This is a genomic window from Sphingomonas sp. NCPPB 2930 (assembly GCF_042867205.1).
Classification (GTDB): domain Bacteria; phylum Pseudomonadota; class Alphaproteobacteria; order Sphingomonadales; family Sphingomonadaceae; genus Sphingomonas.
Genome location: NZ_JBHZQU010000004.1, coordinates 1 through 22,227 on the forward strand (window position 1 = coordinate 1; position 22,227 = coordinate 22,227).

Annotated in this window: 14 protein-coding genes; 10 read left to right on the top strand and 4 right to left on the bottom strand. The window is 68.4% G+C overall.

Translation table 11 applies throughout. The features are described 5' to 3' along the window. The first annotated feature begins 389 nt into the window (after positions 1-389). From ACFX59_RS06520 to ACFX59_RS06535, 4 genes are all read left to right on the top strand, one after another. Complete coding sequence (locus ACFX59_RS06520; RefSeq protein WP_387430775.1) at positions 390-2,573, top strand: M3 family metallopeptidase; 2,184 nt, start codon at positions 390-392, stop codon at positions 2,571-2,573. Positions 2,574-2,708: 135 nt separating this feature from the next. Then, a complete protein-coding gene (locus tag ACFX59_RS06525) occupies positions 2,709-3,566 on the top strand; it encodes a serine hydrolase (protein ID WP_387430777.1) in 858 nt (285 codons plus the stop codon). A 163-nt stretch (positions 3,567-3,729) separates the two neighbouring features. Next, positions 3,730-5,133, top strand: coding sequence for a sensor histidine kinase (locus tag ACFX59_RS06530; RefSeq protein ID WP_387430780.1), 1,404 nt, complete (start codon positions 3,730-3,732; stop codon positions 5,131-5,133). A 1-nt stretch (position 5,134) separates the two neighbouring features. Next, positions 5,135-5,506: a response regulator gene (locus ACFX59_RS06535; protein WP_387430782.1), complete on the top strand. Its 372-nt coding sequence runs from the start codon at positions 5,135-5,137 to the stop codon at positions 5,504-5,506. A 60-nt stretch (positions 5,507-5,566) separates the two neighbouring features. On the opposite strand, the gene ACFX59_RS06540 is transcribed toward ACFX59_RS06535, so the two are convergent. Then, a complete protein-coding gene (locus ACFX59_RS06540; protein ID WP_387430785.1) occupies positions 5,567-8,473 on the bottom strand; it encodes a TonB-dependent receptor domain-containing protein in 2,907 nt (968 codons plus the stop codon). Between the two features lie 325 nt (positions 8,474-8,798). Here ACFX59_RS06540 and ACFX59_RS06545 point away from each other — a divergent pair, with 325 nt between their 5' ends. The 6 genes from ACFX59_RS06545 (at position 8,799) to ACFX59_RS06570 (ending at position 16,332) form a co-directional block, all read left to right on the top strand. Continuing rightward, positions 8,799-10,586 carry an arylsulfatase gene (locus tag ACFX59_RS06545; protein ID WP_387430787.1) on the top strand — a complete coding sequence of 596 codons (1,788 nt, stop codon included), beginning with the start codon at positions 8,799-8,801 and terminating at the stop codon, positions 10,584-10,586. Between the two features lie 14 nt (positions 10,587-10,600). After that, a complete protein-coding gene (locus ACFX59_RS06550; RefSeq protein ID WP_387430789.1) occupies positions 10,601-11,506 on the top strand; it encodes a formylglycine-generating enzyme family protein in 906 nt (301 codons plus the stop codon). Between the two features lie 271 nt (positions 11,507-11,777). Beyond that, positions 11,778-12,269 (top strand): spore coat U domain-containing protein, encoded by a 492-nt coding sequence (locus ACFX59_RS06555; protein WP_307099139.1) that lies wholly within the window; start codon positions 11,778-11,780, stop codon positions 12,267-12,269. Positions 12,270-12,291: 22 nt separating this feature from the next. Continuing rightward, positions 12,292-13,008: a molecular chaperone gene (locus tag ACFX59_RS06560; protein WP_387430793.1), complete on the top strand. Its 717-nt coding sequence runs from the start codon at positions 12,292-12,294 to the stop codon at positions 13,006-13,008. Next, complete coding sequence (locus tag ACFX59_RS06565; RefSeq protein WP_387430795.1) at positions 12,986-15,385, top strand: fimbria/pilus outer membrane usher protein; 2,400 nt, start codon at positions 12,986-12,988, stop codon at positions 15,383-15,385. The genes ACFX59_RS06560 and ACFX59_RS06565 overlap by 23 nt, the downstream gene beginning before the upstream one ends. Beyond that, positions 15,382-16,332 carry a spore coat protein U domain-containing protein gene (locus ACFX59_RS06570; protein WP_387430797.1) on the top strand — a complete coding sequence of 317 codons (951 nt, stop codon included), beginning with the start codon at positions 15,382-15,384 and terminating at the stop codon, positions 16,330-16,332. Before ACFX59_RS06565 ends, ACFX59_RS06570 begins: the two co-directional genes overlap by 4 nt. On the opposite strand, the gene ACFX59_RS06575 is transcribed toward ACFX59_RS06570, so the two are convergent. Genes ACFX59_RS06575 through ACFX59_RS06585 form a run of 3 tightly spaced genes read right to left on the bottom strand, consistent with a single transcriptional unit; the run spans position 16,329 to position 22,153 of the window. Next, positions 16,329-17,771 (bottom strand): efflux transporter outer membrane subunit, encoded by a 1,443-nt coding sequence (locus ACFX59_RS06575; protein WP_387430799.1) that lies wholly within the window; start codon positions 17,769-17,771, stop codon positions 16,329-16,331. The genes ACFX59_RS06570 and ACFX59_RS06575 overlap by 4 nt on opposite strands. Beyond that, positions 17,764-18,939, bottom strand: a complete 1,176-nt coding sequence (locus ACFX59_RS06580; RefSeq protein ID WP_387430802.1) for an efflux RND transporter periplasmic adaptor subunit — start codon at positions 18,937-18,939, stop codon at positions 17,764-17,766. Before ACFX59_RS06580 ends, ACFX59_RS06575 begins: the two co-directional genes overlap by 8 nt. Beyond that, positions 18,932-22,153 carry an efflux RND transporter permease subunit gene (locus tag ACFX59_RS06585; RefSeq protein ID WP_387430804.1) on the bottom strand — a complete coding sequence of 1,074 codons (3,222 nt, stop codon included), beginning with the start codon at positions 22,151-22,153 and terminating at the stop codon, positions 18,932-18,934. The genes ACFX59_RS06580 and ACFX59_RS06585 overlap by 8 nt, the downstream gene beginning before the upstream one ends. Positions 22,154-22,227 lie beyond the last annotated feature (74 nt).

The following is a 22,227-nucleotide window of genomic DNA, read 5'->3' on the forward strand; positions in this document are numbered from 1 at the left end:
TCCCTCGCCCCTCGCAGAGGGGAGAGGGTTGCGCAGACTTGGTCTTTGCGAGAGCAAAGGCTTAGTCGGAGCTGGGTGAGGGGTGGGCGCTCGCTTCGCGAGCGCGCGAGCCTTTGGGCTCGCTCGACCCCTCACCCAAGCTGCGCTAGCCAGCAAGCTGGCAAGCTTCGCTAACCCTCTCCCCTTTCCAGGGGAGAGGGGAAGAAAAGCAATCGTGAATGTCGATCGACCCTAAAGCGACGACGCGACGACCGGCAGGCGGCCGCGCGTAACGGCAGGCGGGCGCAACGCGCATCCCCTCCGGCGACGCGGACCGTCCCGCCCCGGCTCTTGATCCGCAGGCTTCGCAGGAGCATGGCACAGGCCATTCGCTAGTTGATGGAGCTCCCATGCGCCTGTTCGCCGCGACTGCCACGATCCTGCTGATGTCGACCACCGCGATTGCCCAGACCCCGGCCTCCGCCCCGGCCGGTGCAAGTGTTGCGTCCCTGCCCGCGTCCAATCCCTTTGCCGCGGCCAGCACGCTGCCGCTGGGGGCACCGCCCTTCGATCGGATCAAGAGCAGCGACTATGCGCCCGCCCTGCTGGCGGGGATGGCGCAGCAACGCGCCGAGGTACGGGCGATCGCCAATGCGCGCAGCGCGCCGACGTTCGACAATACGATCGCCGCGCTCGAACGGTCGGGCCGGTTGCTGGAGCGTGCCAGCCTGGCTTTCGAGGGCGTGGTCGGTGCCAATACAGACGATGTCCTGCAAAAGACCGAGGCCGATCTGGCCCCGGCCTTCGCCGCGCATCAGGATGCGATCAACCTGGACCCCGCGCTGTTCGCCCGCATCCGGACGCTGTACGACAAGCGCCGGACGCTGGGCCTGACGCCCGAGCAGCTTCAGGTGCTGACGCTGACCTATCAGAACATGGTGCGCGCGGGCGCGCTCCTGTCCCCGGCCGACAAGGTCACGCTGAGTAAATATAACGCGCAACTGTCGACGCTGGAGACCGCGTTCCAGCAGAAGCTGCTCGCCGCGACCAAGGCGGGTGCGCTGGTGGTCGAGGACCGCGCCAAGCTGGCCGGACTGTCCGAGGCCGAGATCGCGGCGGCGGCCGATGCGGCCAAGGCGCGGGGGCTGGCCGGCAAATATGTGCTGACCCTGCAAAACACCACCCAGCAGCCCGAGCTTGCCAGCCTGACCGATCGCGCCACGCGCGAGGCGCTGTTCCGGGCGAGCTGGACGCGCGCGGAGAAGGGCGACGCCAACGATACCCGCGACACGATCGCGCAGATCGCCCTGCTCCGGGCGCAAAAGGCCAAGCTGCTCGGCTTCCCCACCTGGGCCGATTACGTGCTGCAGGACCAGATGGCCAAGAACCCGCAGACCGCGCTCGCCTTCATGCAGCGGCTGGGCAAGCCCGTCGCCGTCGAGCAGCATCGCGAGGCGGCGGAATTGCAGGCGCGGATCAAGGCGACCGGCGGCGATTTCGAGCTGAAGCCCTGGGACTGGGATTTCTATTCGGAACAGGTTCGCAAGGCGAAATATGATCTGAACCAAGACGAGCTGAAACCCTATTTCGAGATCAACAAGGTCCTGACCGACGGTGTCTTCTATGCCGCGCACGAGCTGTACGGCCTGACCTTCAAGCGCCGCACCGACATTCCTGTCTATCAGCCCGACGTGATGGTCTATGAGGTGGACGAAGCGAACGGCGCGATGCTGGGCCTGATGTATTTCGACTATTGGAAGCGCGACAACAAGAATGGCGGCGCGTGGATGTCGAACTTCGTCAACCAGTCGAAGCTGATCGGCACCAAGCCGGTCATCTATAACGTCGCGAACTTCACCAAGCCCGCCGCCGGTCAGCCCGCCCTGATCAGCTTCGACGATGTCGTGACGATGTTTCACGAATTCGGCCATGCGCTGCACGGCCTGTTCGCGAACCAGGTCTATCCCTCGGTATCGGGCACGAATACCGCCCGCGACTTCGTGGAATTCCCGTCGCAGTTCAACGAGCATTGGGCGCTCGATCCCAAGGTGCTGTCGCATTATGCGGTGAACTACAAGGACGGAAAGCCCATCCCGCAGGCGCTGGTCGACAAGATCAAGCGGGCCAGCACCTTCAATTCGGGCTATTCCTTCGGCGAGGCGCTGGCCGCGGCCGAGCTGGACATGAGCTGGCATTCGCTGACGGCGGCGCAGGGGCGGCAGGATGTCGACGCCTTTGAGGACAAGGCGCTGGCCGCGACCGGGCTGGACATTGCCGAGGTCCCGCCGCGCTATCGCTCCAGCTATTTCCTCCACATATGGTCGAACGGCTATTCGGCGGGCTATTACGCCTATAGCTGGACCAAGATGCTGAGCGCCAATGCGTTCAACTGGTTCGAACGCCATGGCGGCATGACCCGCGCCAATGGCCAGCGATTCCGCGACATGATCCTGTCGAAGGGGCATACCGAGGACTATGCGCCGATGTTCCGGGCCTTCAACGGCGCGGACCCGCAAGTCGGCCCGTTGCTGAAGGACCTGGGCCTGGACGCCGATACCCCGGAGCAGGCGCAGACCGGGACGACCGCCGGATAGGCCGGTGCCGGGCGGCATGACGGTGTGCCGCCCGAAAAATTCGCCTGGTCTCATGACCGTCATATTCCACGCGACGCGTCCGGTTTTTGCGGCTAGCGTCGATCCATTACCCCATGCCGTGATCGAGGAAGGTTGATGCGAGTAGCCCTGCTTTTCCGTCTTTTTCTGACGGGTATGGCGGCGAGTTTCACGAACCCGGCATCGGCGGTCACCCCGACGTCCGAACTGGTCGAGCTTCAGCGCGAGATGAACGCGCTGCTGGCCGGGCGCTCGGGGGAATATGGCATCGCCGCGATCGATCTGCGCGACGGCTATACCGCCAGCGTCAACGGCACGATCCCCTTTCCGATGGCGAGCACGGTGAAGCTCGCCATCGCGGCCGCCTATCTGACCGAGGTCGATCAGGGGCGGCGGAGCCTGAGCGACATGATCCATGGCCGCACCGCCGCGAAGGCGATGGAGGCGATGATCGTGCGCAGCGACAATCTGGCGGCCGACCAGCTGTTTGCAGCCGTCGGCGGCCCTGCCAAGGTCCAGCAATGGCTATGGACTCAGAACATCACCGGCATCCGGGTCGACCGGACCATCGCCCAGCTTCTCCGCGAACGCGGCCATCTGGCGGACATCAAGGACGTCGCGACGCCGGTCGCCATGGTCACCCTGCTGAAGCGGCTGGACAGCGGCTCGGTCCTCGCGCCGCAGAGCCGAGCCTTCCTGCTCGGCCTGATGCGGCAATGCCGGACGGGCACCCGCCGTATCCGCGCGCTGCTGCCCGCCGGAACGCTGGTGGAGGACAAGACGGGGACGCTGGACGGCATCTCGAACGATGTCGGGTTCATCACCATGCCCGACGGCCGCCGCGTGGCGATCGCCGTGTTCGCACGCGGGGGACGCGATCGCCAGCCCGTCATCGCCGAGCTGTCGCGGATGATCTATGATCGCTTCACCGACAGCGTCCGCAATGCGGTCGCGGCGTTCATGAAGCTGCGATAACCCGGACCGTAGGCGGTCGATCCGCTCCGGTCGGCGTGCGGGCCACCGCGCGGATACGGAAAATGGCTGGACAAACCCATCGGGCATTTGTCTTTTTAATGATCTACGTTAGCGCAGGCGGCGGGCCGGGCCGGGGGGCCTTGTCCCGCTTTCGGGTGGCAGAATGATCAGGACACAGCCAGGCAGCATCTTCGATCGGATCATCATCTGGTCTTTCGACCGACCGGTGTCGGGCTTCACGCGCTATACGCTGGCGGCGCTGGTCGTCGCATTCGTGGCGGTCGCGCGGATCCTCATCATCCCCGACGAACTGCCATGGCTGCTCTTCATTCCGGCCACGATCGGCGTCGCGCTGGTCCTGGGGCTGGGCGCGGGACTGTTCGCCAGCATGGTGTCCACGGTCGCCGGCGCCCTGTCGATCGGCAATGCTGCCAACCCCTATTGGCTGCCGGACAATCAATGGGCGGCGGCGGCGGTGTTCCTCTTCATCCTGATCGGCATGGTCATGATGACCGGCGAATTGCGGGACACGCTGCGGCGGTCGCTGGCGCTGAACGCCGAACTGGTCGAGCGGGAGCGTTCCTCGGCGGAGCGCGAGGTGTTCCTGTCCAGCGTCCTGGCCGCGTCCACCGACTGCATCAAGGTCGTGGACCTGGACGGCAACCTGACCTTCATGAGCGAGGGCGGCATGAAGGTGATGGACATCAGCGACTTCAATGCGGTCCGTGGCTGTCCCTGGCCGGATTTCCTGAAGGGCAACGGCGCGGCCCAGGCCCGCGCGGCGCTGAAGGCGGCGGCCGAGGGGCGTTCGTCGCATTTCGAGACGCCTGCGGACACCTATATCGGCGTTCCCAAATGGTGGTCGGTTTCCGTCTCGCCCATCCCCGGCCCGGATGGCCGCCCGGCGCGTATCCTGTCGGTGTCACGCGACCTCACCGCGCTGTACGAAGCCCGCGAGCAGCAGAAGCTCCTGAACGGCGAGCTGAGCCACCGGCTGAAGAATGTGCTGACCCTGGTCCAGTCGATCGCCAATCAGACGCTGCGCGGCGCGCACAGCATCGAGCAGGCCTCCGCCGCCTTCTCCTCGCGGCTCGCCTCGCTGGGGCGGGCGACCGATGTGCTGACCACCACCGCCTGGCAGCAGGCGGAGCTTCACGATGTCATCGAGGCCGGACTGTCGGCCGTCTCCGGGATGCGGGACCGGATCGCGATCGACGGTCCGCGCATCCGATTGAACTCGCATGTCGCGCTGGCGTTGACCCTGGCTTTCCACGAGCTGGCGACCAATGCGACCAAATATGGCGCGCTCGGCAACGATACGGGGTCGGTGACCTTGCGATGGCAAGTCAGCGGCACGCAGGGCAGTGCCTGTTTCCATCTGCGCTGGCAGGAGCAGGGCGGGCCGCCGGTCGTCCGTCCGTCACAGCGCGGCTTTGGATCGCGCATGATCGAACGCTCGCTCGGCGCCTATTTCCGGGGCAGGACCGTACTCGACTTTCCGCCCGAAGGGGTCGTGTTCCGGATCGATGCGCCGCTGGGCGACACCGGCGAGCTGATCGACGGTTGATATGGGACAGCCCAATTCGCCGCGCAGCATCCTCATCGTCGAGGACGAGCCGTTCGTCCGCCACGACCTGGCGGACTTTTTCGAGGATCGCGGCTTTCAGGTCTTCGCGGCGCAGGATGCCGACACGGCGACCGAGATCCTCGCCGCGCACGCGTCCATCCGCATCGTGCTTACCGATGTGCAGATGGCGGGGACGATGGACGGCGTGAAGCTGGCGCATGTCGTCCGCGACCGCTGTCCGCTGGCGATCCTCATCATCGTGTCGGGCATGGGGCATCCGCTCATAGCCGACCTGCCCGACGGATCGGTGTTCCTCGCCAAGCCGTTCGATCCCCGGCAGGTTCTGGACGAAATCGAACGCCTGTCCGCCTGACGGGCCGACGCCTCGACGCGCGGGTGAGCGGCCGGGACCTGCGCCCCGGCCACCGTCACGTCAGAATTTGAAGCCCAGACGGGCATAGCCGAACTGGCCCGGCAGGTCATAGGTGGTCGGATCGAACCCGCCGCAGCTCAGGCAATCCGGCGCTCTCTTCCCCAGGATGTTGTTGACCCCCATGGTCAGCGTCATACGCTGCGACATCCAGGGCAGGGTCCAGCCGACCTGCGCATCCAGATACAGGATCGGCTTCATCTCGCGATTGGCATAGGCGGGCTCGGTCACCTTGCCGATATAACGGCCGGTCAGCGACGCCAGGAACGTCTCGCTCGACCAGTCGATCGTCGCGACGCTCTTGAAGCGGGGATAGGCCTGGTCGCCGCGTTCGGTGCCCTGCCGCTCCAGCTTGGCGCTGCCGGTGGCGGTGGGCAGGGTGGTCGAATATTCCAGCAGGACGTTGCTGGCCCAGTTCAGCCCGAACGTGCCCGCCCCGACGCGCGGACTGCGATAGAGCAGGGTGATGTCGATCCCCTCGCTCTTGAGCGAGGCGATATTTTGGAGCAGCCCGCGAATCTGCGTGATCTGGCCGCTGCCCGTCGAGGAGCGGGTGATCGCGCCGCAGCTGACCGCATCGCGCTGGTTGATGCAGTTCGCCAGCAGCACGTCCGCACCGACCGAGGCGATCGCGTCGTCGACCCGGATGGTGTAGTAATCGGCCTCCAGGCTCAGCTGGCTGGCGATGCCCGCCTCGCGCGCCCAGCTGGGGCTATAGACGGCGCCCAGCACCCAGCTTTCCGACTTTTCGGGCTTCAGCGCGCGGTTGCCGCCGGTCAGGATCGGCAGCTGCAACCCGTTCTGGACGTAATTGACCGGCACGCCCAGCGCGGCGCAGTTCTGCCGCACGGTGCTGGTCGCGGGCAGGCTGGCGATGCCGGAACAGGGATCGATGACGGTGCCGTCGAACCGCGACGGCGTGCCGAACAATTCGCCGATGCTGGGGGCGCGGAACCCTTGCGCCCAGGTGCCGCGCAGGCGCAGATCCTCGAACGGCTTCCAGCTGAGCCCGCCCTTCATCACCGTGCGGTTGCCGCTGGTCGAGTAATCCGAATAGCGCGCGGCGAACGACCCTTCGAGCAGCCGGAAGAAGGGGACGTCCTTCAGCACCGGGATGCTGAGTTCGGCGTAAACCTCGTTGACGTCGAACGCGCCCGCCGTCGGCTGGGCCGGAATGTCCGACCCCAGCCCCGCCGCGACGATGGGATCGGGGTTGAAAGACCCCGTCTGGCGGCGGAACTCATATCCCGTGGCCAGCCCCAGCGGCCCGGCGGGAAGCTGGAACAGCGTGCCCGTCAGGTTGAAGGTCGCGTCGGTCATCGTCTGTTCGGACCGGTCGCGCTGGGTGAAGGTCACATAGTCGATCATCGCTTGGGTGATCGAACCGGCGCCGCCGAAGATGTTGAACGGCACGCACGCGCCAGTGCAGTTCGCCACCGGCCCCAGCGCCAGGGCCAGGTTGGCGGCGTTCACATTGCCGTGCGCCACCTGCTTGGCATGGTTTTCGGCATAGATGACATTGGCGTCCCAGTACCAGGTGCCCGCGCCGATCGGGATCTGGCCGTCCAGCGTGCTCGACATGTACATGGTGTCGACCCGCTGGCTGTAGTGGCGCGGTCCGTTTTCGACGAAGCGCCGCCCGATAAAGCCGTAATTGGCGGGCGTCCCGCTATTCCCCGCGCTCAGCGTCACGCCGAACGGGTTGAACGGATTGGTCCGGTCGATCGAAATGGTATCGAGAAGATTGCCGTTGCCCGCATCCGGGCCGACGAACAGCGGCAGCGGCGCCGCCTGATTGTCCGAGGTGCGGCGGTTGTAGATCAGCTTGGTGCTCAGCCGGACATTGTCCGCCAGCTGACCGGTGAAGTTGACGAAGGCGCCGACCCGCTCCTGCGGCGTCAGCAGATAGTTATAGGGGCGGAAGTTGAACCGATCGGCGACGGTGAAGGACTTGAAGTCGCTGTTCGCGCCGGTCGGGTCGGACGGGTCGAAGCGCGGCCGGGTGAGCGGGTTGCTCTTCAGCGTCAGGTTCATCGCCTCGCCCGTCACGGGGTTGTTGATGATGAACCGGCCATTGGGCGTGCCCGAGCTGCACGTGCTGGTGCAGGCGGTCGCACCGGGATCGGGGAAGGCGTAATAGGGCCGATCGCCCGCAAAGACCGACCCCTGGTTGATGTAATTGGCGCCCGCGACGATCGAGACGCGGCCGTCCGAGGTCCGGTGCCCCCAGCTCAGCTGGTAATTCTGGGTTACTCCGTCGCCCTTGTCATAGCCGCCCAGCTGCGCCGAGGCGAGGAAGCCGTTCTGGCGCTTCTTGGTGATGATGTTGACGACGCCCGCGATCGCGTCCGAGCCGTAGATGGTGGACGCCCCGTCGCGCAGCACGTCGACGCGTTCGATCATGCTGTCGGGAATGGCGTTCAGATCGACCGCGCCGGGAATGCCGCTCGCCGCGCTGCCGTTGATGAAGCGCAGGCCGTCGACCAGCACCAGCGTGCGGCGGCTGCCCAGATAACGCAGGTCGATCTCGGCCGACCCCGCGCCGACGCCGCCGCCATCGGGCGGGTTGCCGTTATTGCCCGACCGATTGAAGCGGGAATTGAGCCCGCCCGCCGCACCGGGCAGGCGTTGCAGCACGTCGCCGATCGAGGAAAGGCCGGTTCGCGCGATGTCCGCGCCGTCGATGGCGGTCAGCGGCGCGCTTTGGTCCAGCGGGTTGCGGCGGATGCGCGATCCCGTCACCACGATCGTCCCGTCGCTGGCACCCGCCGCATCGCCATCGGCGGTCTCGGCGGCGCCGCTGCCGCCCGAAGACTGGGTTTGCGCCTGGGCCTCGACGGCCAGGATCAGGGACCCGATGGCCGCCCCCGTCAGCGCCCATTTTCGCAACCGGCTCGGTCGATAAACCATGATCTTTCCCCTTTTTGGTCCTGCTATGCTCCCGTTCCTGCTGCGAATTTGGGGCGGCCTCTGTCGTGCCGCCTTTGATGGGGTGTGCCACGATCGGCCCATGTGACGCCCGCTGATACGGTGTGCCCATGCCTATCGCTGTCACCTCTGTTTCTTATACGGTATTACATCGAGCATGGTGTCAAGGGGCTTGCTGCGAGCGGCGGCGAGGGCAGTACGCCAAGTAATTCCTACCTATTGAGTAGGTAAACTAGCATTGTCGCAACCGGACAGGTCCTTATGCCGGGCATGCGGCCGCGCCCATGGCCGCCCAAAGGGAGCAGATATGATCGGCCTGAGACTTATGGCGTCCGCCATCCCCGCGCTTGTGGCAGCCACCCCTGTCCCGGTGGCGGCCCAACAGACCGCGCCGGTCGCACCCGCCCCGCAACAGCCCTCCCAACAACAGGCGGCGAAGGACGCGCCCAATTTCCTGGTCATCGTCGCGGACGATCTGGGCTGGTCCGATCTGGGCGCGTTCGGGGGTGAGATCGCGACCCCCAATCTCGACGCGCTGGCGCTGTCGGGGGTGCGCTTCACCGGCTTCCATACCGCGCCCACCTGTTCGCCGACCCGCTCGATGCTGATGAGCGGGGTCGACAATCACGAGGCCGGGCTCGGCACCATGGCCGAGTTGCTGGGGCCGGAAACGCGCGGGCGGCCGGGCTATGAGGGCTATCTGAACGACCGCGTCGCCTCGATCGCCGAGCTGCTGCACGCGGGCGGGTACACGACGCTGATGGCGGGCAAATGGCATCTCGGCCTGACCCCGGAGCGCGAACCCGCCGCGCGGGGCTTCGAGCACAGCTTCGCGCTGCTCCAGGGCCTGTCGAACCATTTCGGCGAGGACCAGAACGACGCCTGGACCCGGGCGGGCCTCGCCCCTAGCTATCGCGACGACGGCAAGCCCGCCGCGCTGCCCAAGGGCACCTATTCCGCCGACTATTTCGCGGACCGGCTGATCGGCTATCTCGACGCGGCGGCCAGGTCGGGGGATCGGCGCCCCTTCTTCGCCTATCTGCCCTTCACCACGCCGCACTGGCCGCTCCAGGCCCCGGCGGAGACGATCGCCAAATATAAGGGCCGCTATGACGCAGGCTATGAAGCGCTGCGGAGCCAGCGGCTGGCGCGGCAAAAGGCGCTGGGGCTGGTTCCTGCCGATGCGGTGCCGCACGCGCTGGAACTGGCGCGGCCCTGGGCCTCGCTGACCGCCGAGGAGCGCGCGATCGAGGCGCGCAAGATGGAGGTCTATGCCGCGATGGTCGACCGGATGGACCAGAATGTCGGCCGCGTCCTGGCCGCGCTGAAGGCGCAAGGCAGGCTCGACAATACGATCATCCTGTTCTTCGCCGACAATGGCCCCGAAGGGAACGACATCCACGCGCCCAGCCCGCGCTTCAAGGTCGGTTCGCCCGATGCGGCCTTGCCCCCGGCGGAGGCGCTGGGGATCGACAACAGCCTGGGCAATATCGGCAAGGGCAGCAGCTATGTCGGCTATGGCCCCGGCTGGGCCCAGGCCAATTCGGTCCCGTCCTGGCTGGTCAAGAGCTATACCACCGAGGGCGGCATCCGGGTGAGCGCCTTTGCCGCCGGGCGCGGGGTGAAGGGCGGCGGGCGGATCGCCAATGCCAATCTGGACGTGCGCGACGTCGCGCCCACGCTGCTCGACTATGCGGGGCTGCGCCAGCCCAGCGCGTTCGCCGGTCGCCCGATCCTGCCCTATGAGGGCCATAGCCTGCGCCCCGTGCTGGCGGCCGATGCGGCGGGAGTGCGCGGCGCGGACGAGGCGCTGGGCTATGAACTCTTCTTCCGCCGGGCGTTGCGCAAGGGCGACTGGAAGGTCGTGTATCTGCCCGCGCCGACCAATCGCTACACGCGCGGCGGGGTCAGCACCGGGCGGTGGCAGCTCTTCAACATCGCGGCCGACCCCGGCGAGACGAAGGACCTGTCCGCCGCCGAGCCCGCGCGGCTGGCCGATCTGGTGGCGGCCTATGATCGCTATGCGAAGGCCAAGGGCGTGGTGCCGCTGCCCGCCGGGGCCGAGACCGCAACCGCCCCGGCGGCGCGGCCGTGAGGATAGGGGCGGCGTTGCTGCTGGCCGTGGCGGCGACCGCGACGCTGGGCGCGCAGGCCCCCGCGCCGGTGCGTCGCTGTCTCGGCCAGGACGCAATCGTCACGGTGCCCGCCGGGACCGTCCTGCTGGGCGAGGACGGCGCGGAGCGTCCGGGGCAGGCGGTGCGGGTAGCGGCGTTCCGCATCGACGCGCATGAGGTCACCAACCGCCAGTTCGCCGCCTTCGTCGCGGCGACCGGCCATCGCACCCGGGCCGAGCGCGAAGGTGCATCCGCGCTGTTCGTCGCCCCGACCGAGGCCGTATCGCTCGACGACGCCTCGCGCTGGTGGCGCTGGACGAAGGGGGCGGACTGGCGTCATCCCATGGGGCCGGGCAGCGACCTGACCGGCCGGGCGGACGAGCCGGTCGTCCATGTCGACCGCGACGATGCGGCCGCCTATGCCCGCTGGGTCGGCGGCGCGCTTCCGACCACGGCGCAATGGGAACGCGCGGCGCGGGGCAATCAGAATGCCACGCGCGACCCGGTCGAATGGGCCTTCGACCATGGCAAGCCGCGCGCCAATGTCTGGGAAGGCGTCTTCCCGATCCGCGACACCGCCGAGGACGGCTATGCCGGGATCGCCCCGGTCGGCTGTTTCGAACCCAATGACCTGGCGCTCTACGACATGGTCGGCAATGTCTGGGAATGGGTGGCGGGCGAGGGCGATGTGGGGCTGGTCAAGGGCGGCAGCTATCTGTGCGCGATGAACTATTGCGCCAATTTCCGCCCCGCCGCCTATCAGGCCCAGGAACACGACCTGCCGACCTCGCATATCGGGTTCCGCGTGGCTTATCCGGTGGCTGCTCCCGATGCGTCGCTTTCGATGCCGATCAGTCGGTCTTCATTGGGTTCGGTCACAGCGACCAATATTGGCGGGTAGGGTTTCCCGAACAAGAGGAATGCTGTCATGCAATCCTGTGCAATTTATGGTTAACGAAAAGCTTGCCGTAGTTCATGGCTTATATTTGCATGGGTGCCATCTGCGAATTCCGGCAAGCCGCGTGTCGATCTTGTGGCACGCTCCCGGTCGCAATTGGCCTGTACGCTCCGGGCTTTAACCCATGATCGGGAATTTGCTTCCGATTCCGAAGCTATAGCAGCCGATGCGGGCGATCGCGCTTTGACGAAGCGTGATCTGGAGGCACCGCATCGTGAAACGCTATCTCGCCATCGGTATCGCAGCGCTTGGCTGCGTCGTGATCCCCGCGACCTCGGCCGCGCAGCAAAGCACGCAGTTCCAGGTGACGATGACGATCCAGGCCGAATGCCGGTTGACCTCGGCAAGCGACCTGGCGTTCGGCGCGACCGGCGTGATCCAGACCGCCATCACCTCGACCAGCACCATCGGGGTCCAGTGCACCAACACGACGCCCTATAATATCGGCCTGAACGCGGGCGCGGGGGCGGGCGCGACGGTGACGGCGCGGCGGATGACCTCGGGCGCGGGCGCGACGGTGGTCTATGAGCTGTTCCGCGACCCCGCACGCTCGCAGATCTGGGGCAACACGGCGGGCACCGATACGCTGGCCGGGATCGGCAATGGCGCGGTGCAGACGCTGACCGTCTATGGCCGGGTCCCCCCGCAGACCACCCCGGCGGCCGGAAGCTATACCGACACCGTACAGGTGACCGTCACCTATTGAGCTCCCCGCAGGAGGAACGCCCATGAGACGCGCCATAGCGGCGGCCGCCATGCTGCTGACGGTTCCGGCGATCGGCCGGGCATCGGACATCCGGGTCGCGCCGGTCGCCATCGATCCCTTGCCCGGCGCGCGGACCACCGCGCTGACGCTCAGCAACGCCGAGCAGCGGCCGGTACGGGTCCAGGTCCGCGTGATGCGATGGACCTCGCGCAACGGCGCGGACGTGCTGACGCCGACCAGCGACGTCGTCGCCAGTCCGCCCTTTTCGACGCTGGCGCCGCAGCAGCAATATCTGATCCGCGTCGTGCGCACCGCCAAGGCGCCGCCGGTGGGCGAGGAGGCCTACCGCGTCCTGATCGACGAAGTGCCCGATCCGGGCCGGGCGCAGCCGGGCACCGTCGACCTGGTCGTCCGCCAGTCGATCCCGGCCTTCTTCTCGGACATTCCCCGCCGAATGCCCGATGTCAGCTGGCGGATCGAGCGTTCGGGAGGCACCACGGCGCTGGTCGGGCGGAATACGGGCAATCGGCGGCTGCGCTTGGCCGACCTGCAACTGATCGCGGGAAGCCAGCAGATCCTCGCGCGGGCGGGGCTGGTCGGCTATGTCCTGGCGGGGTCCGAGCTTCGCATCCCGCTGAACCCCGGCACCAGCGTTCCGAACGGCGCCGATGTGCGGATGCGCGCGGTTTCCGATGGTGGCCCGATCGAGGTCTCCCTTGCGTCCCAGCCGCGCCGGTGAACTGGGCTGGACGATCCTGGCCGCGCTGTCCTGCGCCCATCCGGCACGGGCCCAGGATGACGGCAGCCTGCGGGTAGGTGTCGACGTGGACCCTCGCCGCCAGGAACAGGCGTTGCAGCTGGAGGTCTATCTGAACGACCGTCCCACCGGCTATGTCGCGTCGTTCACCCAGCGCCCGGATGGCGGCTTCAGCGCCCCGGCGACCGAGTTGCGGACCGTCGGCGTCGCGCTGCCCGTCGAGATCGATCGGGGCGACGTGCCGCTCGAGCGCATCGCCGGTCTGCGGTATCGCTATGAGGAGATGCGGCAGATCATGTGGCTGGTCGCGGGGCCGACCGCCGAGCGGCCGACGCTGATCGATGGCGGGCGAAACGGTCGTGGCGGGGCGGTTCCGGATCGTCCGCCGCCGGGCGTGGTGCTCGACTATACGCTGTTCGCCAGCGGCGACCGAAGCGCGGTCGGTCCCCGCTTCACGGGCGCATCGGGGGCGTTCGGGACGCGGATATTCGGCGCGTTCGGCCTGATCGAGAACAGCGCCGTCGCGCTGTTGTCCAGCGGGCCGCGCGTCACGCGACTGTCGACCAGCTACAGCTATGAGGATCCGTCGCGTCTGGTGACGCTGCGCGCGGGCGACACGATCAATGGCGGGCACGGCTGGACCCGGCCGATCCGGATGGGCGGCCTTCAGATCCAGCGGACGTTCGGCATGCGGCCCGACCTGGTCACCATGCCGATCCCGCGCCTGGCGGGGAGCGCGGCCGCCCCCTCGACCCTGGACCTGTTCATCGACCGGGTGCGTACGCTGTCGGCGCGCGTGCCCGCAGGCCCCTATGCCGTGATGCACCCGCCGGTCGTGCAGGGCGCGGGCGTCGCGACCGTGGTCGTCCGCGACGCGCTGGGCCGCGAGACGGTGTCGACCGCGCCCTTCTATGCCTCGCCGCAATTGCTGGCGGAGGGGCTGACGGACTTCAGCGCCGAGATCGGCTTTGCGCGGCGCAGCTATGCGATCGTGTCGAACGACTATGACCGGCGGCTGATCGCCTCGGCATCGGCGCGGCGCGGCATCTCCAGCCGATGGACGCTCCAGGCGCATCTCGAGGCTGGCGCGGGCCTGGTCCAGATCGGCGGGGGGAGCGTCGTGACGCTGCGCGACCGGGCGTTGCTGTCGGTCGCGGGCGCGATCAGCCAGGCCGGTGGGCGGACCGGCGGGCTTGTCGATATCGGGCTGGAGGCGCGCCGTCCCGGCTTCTCGGTCCTCCTGCGCTCGATGAGGACGATCGGCGGCTATGCCGACCTGGCGTCTCGGACCGCATCCTTCGGTCCGGTCCTGACGGGCGATCGCCGCATCTTCGGCGCGCCGCGCGAGATCGACCAGTTCTCGCTGTCGCTTCCCATCCAGGCGACCTCGGCGTCGATCGGCATCAGCCTCGTCAATTCCAAATCGGCGGCGGGGGATCGCTATCGGCTGGCCAGCCTGTCCTCGACCGCCAATGTCGGGCGCTTGTCGCTGTTCGCCAACGCCGTGGCCGATCTGGGCGGCGATCGCAGCTTCGGCCTGTTCGTCGGCGCCAGCCTGCCGTTCGGACGGCGCGCCTCGATCACCACCGGTGCGACGGTTTCGCGAGGGCGCGTGTCGGGTTATGCCGAAATGTCGCGCCAGGGCGCACATGAGCCGGGCTCCTGGGGATGGTCGGTGCGCGTCGCCGATGGCCGCGAACGGGCCGGACATGCGATCCTGCGCCACACGACCGGCTTTGCGCAGTTCGAGGCGACGGGCCTCTATGCCGGGGGCGGGGTATCGGGAACCTTGCAAGCGGAGGGGGCCGTGGCGCTGATCGGCGGCGACCTTTATGCGGCCCGGCGGCTCGACCAGTCCTTTGCGGTGGCCGATGCGGGGGCGAGCGGGGTGCGGGTGTACCGCGAGAACCGGCTGGTCGGGACGACCGGCGTGTCGGGCAAGCTGCTGGTCCCCGATATCGCGCCGTTCGAGCCGAGCGCCATCTCGATCGACCCCTCGTCATTGCCCGTCGATGCGCGGATCGCCTCGACCCATGCCGAGGCGGTGGCTTTTTCCCGCGTGCCCGCCCGCGTCGCCTTCGGGGTGGCGCGCGAAACCGATACCGCGCTGGTCGAGTTCGTCGATGGGGAAGGGCGGCTGCTGCCGCTGGGATCGCGCATCGCGCGGGAGGGCGCGCCCGACGAGGCGATCGGCTATGACGGGGTCGCCTTTCTCGGTGCGCTTGCCCCCCGGAACGAGGTGGTCGTCACCGACCCCGATGGCGGGCGTTGCCGCGCGCGCTTCGCCTTTGCGGCGCGACCGGGCGAACAGGTCCGCGTCCGCGCGGTCTGCCTGCCGATCGGAGGCACGACCCCATGAAGCCCCTGATCCTGGCGCTGCTCGCCGCCCTGGCGCTCCTTGTCATGCCGGGCACCGCGCAGGCGCAGACCTGTTCGGCGACGGTTTCGACGATCGATTTCGGCAGCCCGGTGCTCCTGGGCAGCGGCCCGGTCGACGTGACGGGGACGGTGTCGGTGACGTGCACCGGCATCCCGCTGCTCAGCGTGGTCAAGGTCTGTCCCGGCATCGGCGCGGGCAGCGGCGGCACCGATGGGTCGGCCCGGTTGATGACCGGGACGGCGGGCACGCTGCGCTATCAGCTGTATCAGGATGCGGCGCGATCGGTCGCCTGGGGTTCGCTCGACAATCCGACCTTGGGCAGCGTGCCCGCGATCATCGTGTCGGTCGCGCTCAACGGGGCGGGGTCGGCGACGCGCACCCTCTATGCGCGGCTGTTCGGCGGCCAGACGACGGTGGTGCCGGGCAGCTATCGCTCCAGCTTCATCGGCAACGCCACGCAGTTCAGCTATGGGGTCGAACTGATCGGCGCGAGCAGCAACTGCACCGGCTTTGCGGGCTCCGCCTCGATCCGCCCGACATTCGATGTCAGCGCATCGCCGTCCAGGGGCTGCACCGTGGCGGCGACGCCACTGTCTTTCCCGACGACCGGCGTGCTGTCGCGGCCGGTGACGGCGCAAAGCGCGCTGACCCTGACCTGCACCAACCAGACCGCCTATGCGGTGCGGCTCGATACGGGGCGCAATGCCGATGCGTCGGGTGTCCGGCGCATGCGGGGCGCTTCGGGGAGTTTCATCGCCTATGGGCTGTTCCGTGACGCGGCACTGTCGTCGAGCTGGGATGGCGCTCTCCAGGCCACGGGCACCGGGCTGGCGCAGTCGCAGGCGATCCATGGCCGCGTGCCGCCCCAGCCGACCCCGGCGCCCGGCCTCTATTCGGACACCGTCGTCGTCACGGTCACCTATTAGCCCGGTCGTACCGAAGCCGGGGTGACACCGCCGCCCAGCGCGCGTGCCAGCGCGACGCTGGCCGCCAGCCGCTGCGTCTGCAGGGACAAGGCGCTCTGCTGGTCGCGGAGCAGGCTCTCCTGCGCGGTCGCGACGTCGAGATAGGTGGCCGCCCCCTTGATGTACCGGTCCAGCGCGATCTGTTCGGTGCTTGCGGCGGCGGCCACCGCCTGGGCCTGCGCGGTCTGCGCGTCGTCCAGGTGGCGGAGCGTGGCGAGCGCATCCTCGACATCCTGGAACGCGCCCAGCGCATGGCTGCGATAGTCGGCCATGGCCGCCTTCCAGTTGGCGCGCGCGGCGGCGAGATCGGCGCGACGCTGCCCGCCGTCGAAGAGGTTGAGGATCGCGCCGGGTCCGATCGCCCAGAACAGGTTCGGGGCGGCGACCAGACCGGCCAGCGCGGTGCTTTGGAAGCCGCCCGTGCCGCCCAGCGTGATCCGGGGGAAGAAGGCCGCCCGGGCGACACCGATCCGGGCATTGGCCGCCGCCATGCGCCGTTCGGCCGCCGCGACGTCCGGCCGATTGGCGAGCAGCGTGGAGGGCAGGCCGACGGGTATCGCGGGCTGGGCCAGCGGTGCGTCGCGGCGCGGGATGGCGAAGGTGGAGGCGGGCTGTCCGACCAGGCTGGCGATCGCATGTTCGGTGACCGCGCGCGACGCCTCCAACGCGGCATATTGGGCGCGCGCCTCGCCAAGCAGCGCACCTGCGCGGCCGACATCCATCCCCGTCGCGATGCCGCCGCGAAACCGGTTGCGGGTCAGCGCGTCCGCCCTGGCGAAAGCGTCGATGGTCTTGGCCAGCAGCGCGAGTTGCTGGTCCTGTCCCCGCAACTGGACGAAATCGGTCGCCAGCTGCCCCTGCAGCGCCAGCTTGACCGCCGCCAGATCGTCCCGGTTCGCCTCCGCCAGCGCGCGGCCGGACGCCACCGAATCGCGCACGCGGCCCCACAGGTCCGCCTCATAGGACAGGTCGCCGCCCAGCGTCGCGGCGGTGTAGAAGTCGGGCTGCGAGCCGCCCCGCAAGGGGCGTTCGTCCGATTGCCGGTTGCGGAGCAGGCCGGGGGTCAGCTCGACATGCGGAAACAGCCCCGACCGCGCCCCCGCCAGCGTCGCGCGGGCGAGATCATAGCGGGCCAGCGCACCCGCCAGCGTCGGATTGTCGCGCTCGATCCGCCCCTCCAGTTCATCGAGCAGCGGATCGCCAAAGCCCGTCCACCATGCCGCCGCCGGAGCGGCTGCGATCGCATCGACAGGCTTCCACACTCCATCCCCCGTCGTCGGCATCTCCTTGTACGCCGCGGGTGCAGCCATGACCGGCGGGCGATAGGCGGGGGCCATCGAACAGCCGCCGAGGAGCGCCAGCATCGCTCCCGACAGCCACCGGGCGCGGGGTTTAGCCATGATGGTCGTCCCCCACGCGCACCAGCTCGCCCTGCGCCAGCGAGTCCGGGGGATTGTCGACGATCCGCTCGCCGGGGGTCACGCCCGACAGGATCTGGACGGTCGGGCCGTTATCCTGTCCGATATGGATCTGGTGCATCGCGATGCGGCCATGCGGATCGACCGTGGCGACCTGCGCCCCGCCCGCGCCGAACAGGATCGCGCTGGAGGGCACCATCGCCGTTCCGGCCTGTCCGGGCAGGTCGAACCGCGCCTGGGCATAGCCGCCGGGCTTCAGCAGGTCGTCGGGATTGTCGGCCAGCAGCTGGACGCGAAAGGCGCCGGACTGCGGATCGACCGCGCTCGACAGCCCCGCCACCGTCGCGGGGAAGCGGCGTCCTGGAAAGGCGGGGACGCTCAACGTCGCGGTCATGCCCGGCCGGATCGTCGCGGACAGCGATTGCGGGACGTTGACATAGACGCGGATGCGGTGGGTGTCGGCCACCCCGAACATCGGTGCCTGGGCCGCCGCGCCGGGGCCGACCAGATCGCCGACCTCGGCATTGCGCGCGGTCACCACCCCGGCAAAGGGCGCGCGCACCACGGCATAGCGCTTCATCGCCTCCAGCCGCGACAGCGCGGCGCGAGCCTCGGCGACCCCGGCGGTCTTGACCGCCAGATCGCCATTCTTCTCGTCGACCTCCTGCCGGGAAACCGAGGCGCTGGTCAGCAGGTCGGCCCAGCGAGCCGCCGTGCTGCGCGCCAGCTTCTCATGCGCCATGGCGCTGGCGAGCGCGGCGCGGGCCTGCCCGATCTGCTCGTCCAGTTCGGGCGTGTCGATCTCGCCCAGCGCCTGCCCTTGCGCGACATGCGCGCCGATATCCTGCGACCAGCGGCGCACATAGCCGCTGACGCGCGGAAAGAGCCGGGCGGCCTCCCAGGCCTGGAGCGTCGCGGGCAGGTCGAGCGCGTCGCTCGCCGCGCCGCCCTTGACGGTGACGAGGTGGACGGTCGGAATGGCATTGGCCGTCGACCAGCTGGCCGCAGACGCGACGTCATGGCTGCGCGACAGGGTTCCCACCCCCACGATGCCGATCGCCAGCACGGCGGCGGCAAGGCCTGCGGTCTTCAGGCCCTTGGGCGTGGGGGTGTCGGCCGACACAGCGGGGGCCGGGGCGGCTTCATGCATGGATGGCTTCTCCAATGGGCATGGCAGGGGAAGGGGTGGCGGCCGTCCGGCGGCGGTGCGCGATGGCGAAGACGACGGGGACGAAGACGAGCGTGGCGAGCGTCGCGCAGAGCAGGCCGCCGATGACCGCGCGGCCGAGCGGCGCATTCTGCTCGCCGCCTTCGCCCAGCCCCAGCGCCATCGGGGCCATGCCGATCATCATTGACAGCGCGGTCATCAGGACCGGGCGGAACCGGGTGGCGCCCGCCTCCAACGCCGCCTGGACGGCGTCGCCGCACGCCGCCAGCCTTTCGCGCGCGAAGCTGACGACCAGCACGCTGTTGGCGGTCGCGACGCCCATGCACATGATGGCCCCGGTCAGCGCGGGCACGCTGAGCGGCGTATGGGTCGCGAACAGCATCCACACGATCCCGGCCAGCGCGGCGGGGAGGGCGGAGACGATCACCAGCGGATCGGTCCAGCTCTGGAAGTTCACGACGATCAGCAGGTAGATCAGCACGACCGCCCCGGCGAGGCCCAGGATCAGGCCGGTGAAGGCGGTGTTCATCGTCTCCACCTGTCCGCGCAGCGCCACCGTCGCGCCCTTGGGCAACTGGCCCCTGGTCTGCGCCAGCACCTGGCGGATGTCGGCGGCGACCGCGCCCAGATCGCGGCCCTGCGGCGTGGCATAGACGTCGAACACCGGCTGCACCGCATAATGCGAGACGAGGGCGGGACTCGGCTCGCGGTGGAGCGTGCCCAGCGCGCGCAGCGTCTGGAAGCTACCCGGCGTGCTGCCCGTGATCGGCAGATTGTCGATCTGTTCGACCGTGTCGGCGCGATATTGCGGGGCCTGGACCACGATGGGATAGGACACGCCGTTCTTGGGGTTCAGCCAGAAGGTCGGCGCGACCTGCGCGCTGCCCGCCAGGTTGACCGACAGGCTGCGCGTCACGTCGTTCTCGGTGATGCCCAGGCGGCTCGCCTCGGTACGGTCCACATCGACCGCATATTCGGGATAGTTGGACGCCTGTTGCAGCCGGACATCGGCCAGCCCCGGAATCCGCGACAGTTTCGCGACCAGCATCCGCGCATAGGCCTCGCCCCCCTTGGTATCGGGGCCCGCGACCTGGACGTCGATCGGCGCGGGCGAGCCGAAGTTCAGGATCTGGCTGACGATATCGGCGGGCAGGAAGGAGAAGGACGAACCCGGAAAGTCGTGCGGGAGCTGCTCGCGCAGGGCCTTCACGAACCCGGCCGTCGGGCCATGGCCTTCCTTCAGCGTGATCAGGATGTCGCCGTCCTGCGGACCGACGCCGCCGGTGTTGGAATAGGCGCGATTGATGCCACTGACCGGCAGGCCGATATTGTCGACGATGGTGTCGATCTGGTCGGCGGGAACGACCTGGCGGATGCGGTTCTCGATATGGTCGAACAGCGCTGCCGTCTCCTCGATCCGGGTGCCGACGGGCGCGCGGACGTGAAGGCTGATCTGCCCCGCATCGACCGCGGGAAAGAAGTTGCGCCCCAGCATCGGCACCAGCGCGAAGGACATCAGGACGACCGCCATGAAGGCGATGACGAACGGCCGCCGCCGGGCCAGCGCAAAGGCGAGCAGGCCGGTATAATAGCCGCGTACCCCCTCGAACCGGCGCTCGAAGCCATGCTGGAACCGGCGGAACGGGTTGCGGCTGTCGGGGCGTCCGGCCCGGGCGTCATGCGTCACCATCACCTGGGCGGTGTGCGGCCCCGCATGGTCGCGCAGCAGGTAATTGCCCATGGTCGGGACCAGCGTGCGCGACAGGATGAACGAGGCGATCATCGCGAACACCACCGCCATCGCCATCGGCGCGAACAGGAAGCCCGCGACGCCCGGCAGGAAGAACATCGGCACGAAGGCGATGCAGATGCACAGCAGCGAGACGAAGGCGGGGCCGACGATCTGCCGGGCGCCGTCCAGGATTGCGTCGCGCACCGGCTTGCCCTGTTCGAGATGCCAGTTGATATTCTCGATGGTGACGGTGGCATCGTCGACCAGGATGCCGACCGCCAGCGCCAGCCCGCCCAGCGTCATGATGTTGAGCGTCTGCCCGGCCAGCGCCAGCCCGGCGATGGCGGCGAGGATGGCGAGCGGGATCGAGGCGGCGATGATGACCGTCGAACGCCACGAACCGAGGAACAGCAGGATCATCAGGCTGGTCAGCGCGGCGGCGATCACGCCTTCGCGCATCACCCCCGACACCGCCGCCTTCACGAATACCGACTGGTCGGACAGCAGCTTGACGTTCAGTCCGGCGGGCAGGGTCGCTTCGAGTTGCGGCATCAGCGCCTTGACGTGATCGACGATGGCGATGGTCGAGGCCGACCCGCTCTTCAGCACGGTCATCAGCACCGACCGCGCGCCGTCGACCCGGACCTCGTTGCGCTGCGGCGGCGAGCCGTCGCGGACATGCGCCACGTCGCGCATCAGGACCGTGGTCCCGTCGATCGTCCGGATCGGCAGGGCGTTGAGATCCTCGATGGCGTCGGGGCTGTTGTTCAGCCGCAGATTATATTCGTAGCGGCCGATCCGGGCGGTCCCGGCGGGGATGATCTGGTTCTGCTGCGCCAGGGCATTGGCGACGTCGGTCGCCGACAGCCGGTGCGCCTGAAGCGCGGCGGGATCGAGGTCGATCTGGATCTGCCGCTCCTTGCCGCCATAGGGCGACGGGATCGCCGCGCCCTGGACCGATGCCAGCGCCGGACGGATCATGTTCTGGCCTAGGTCGTAGATCTTCTGTTCGGATAGGCCCTTGCCGGACAGCGCCAGTTGCAGGATCGGCACGGTCGAGGCGTTGTAGTTCAGGATCAGTGGCGGGGTGATGCCCGGCGGCATCTGCTTCAAGACGGTCTGCGAAGCGGCCGTCACCTGCGCGGTGGCGGTGCGGATATCGACGCCGGGGCGGAAGAAGATCTTCACGATCCCGACGCCCGACAGCGACTGGCTCTCGATATGGTCGATATCGCCGACCGTCGCGGACAGCGAACGCTCGTAATAATAGATGACGCGCCCCGACATGTCGCGGGGCGGCAGGCCGCGATAGGTCCATACCGCCGCGATCACCGGGATGCGGATGTCGGGGAAGATGTCGGTCGGCGTCTCGACTGCCGCGATCCCGCCGCCCAGCACGATCAGGATCGCGAGGACGACGAAGCTATAGGGCTTGGCAAGGGCGAGCTTGACGAGTTGAAGCATGGGCATCCCGGTGTCGGACACGAACAGGGTGTCGGCGACGGCGCGGGGAAGAGGGTGGGGACCGCGGCCGCGTC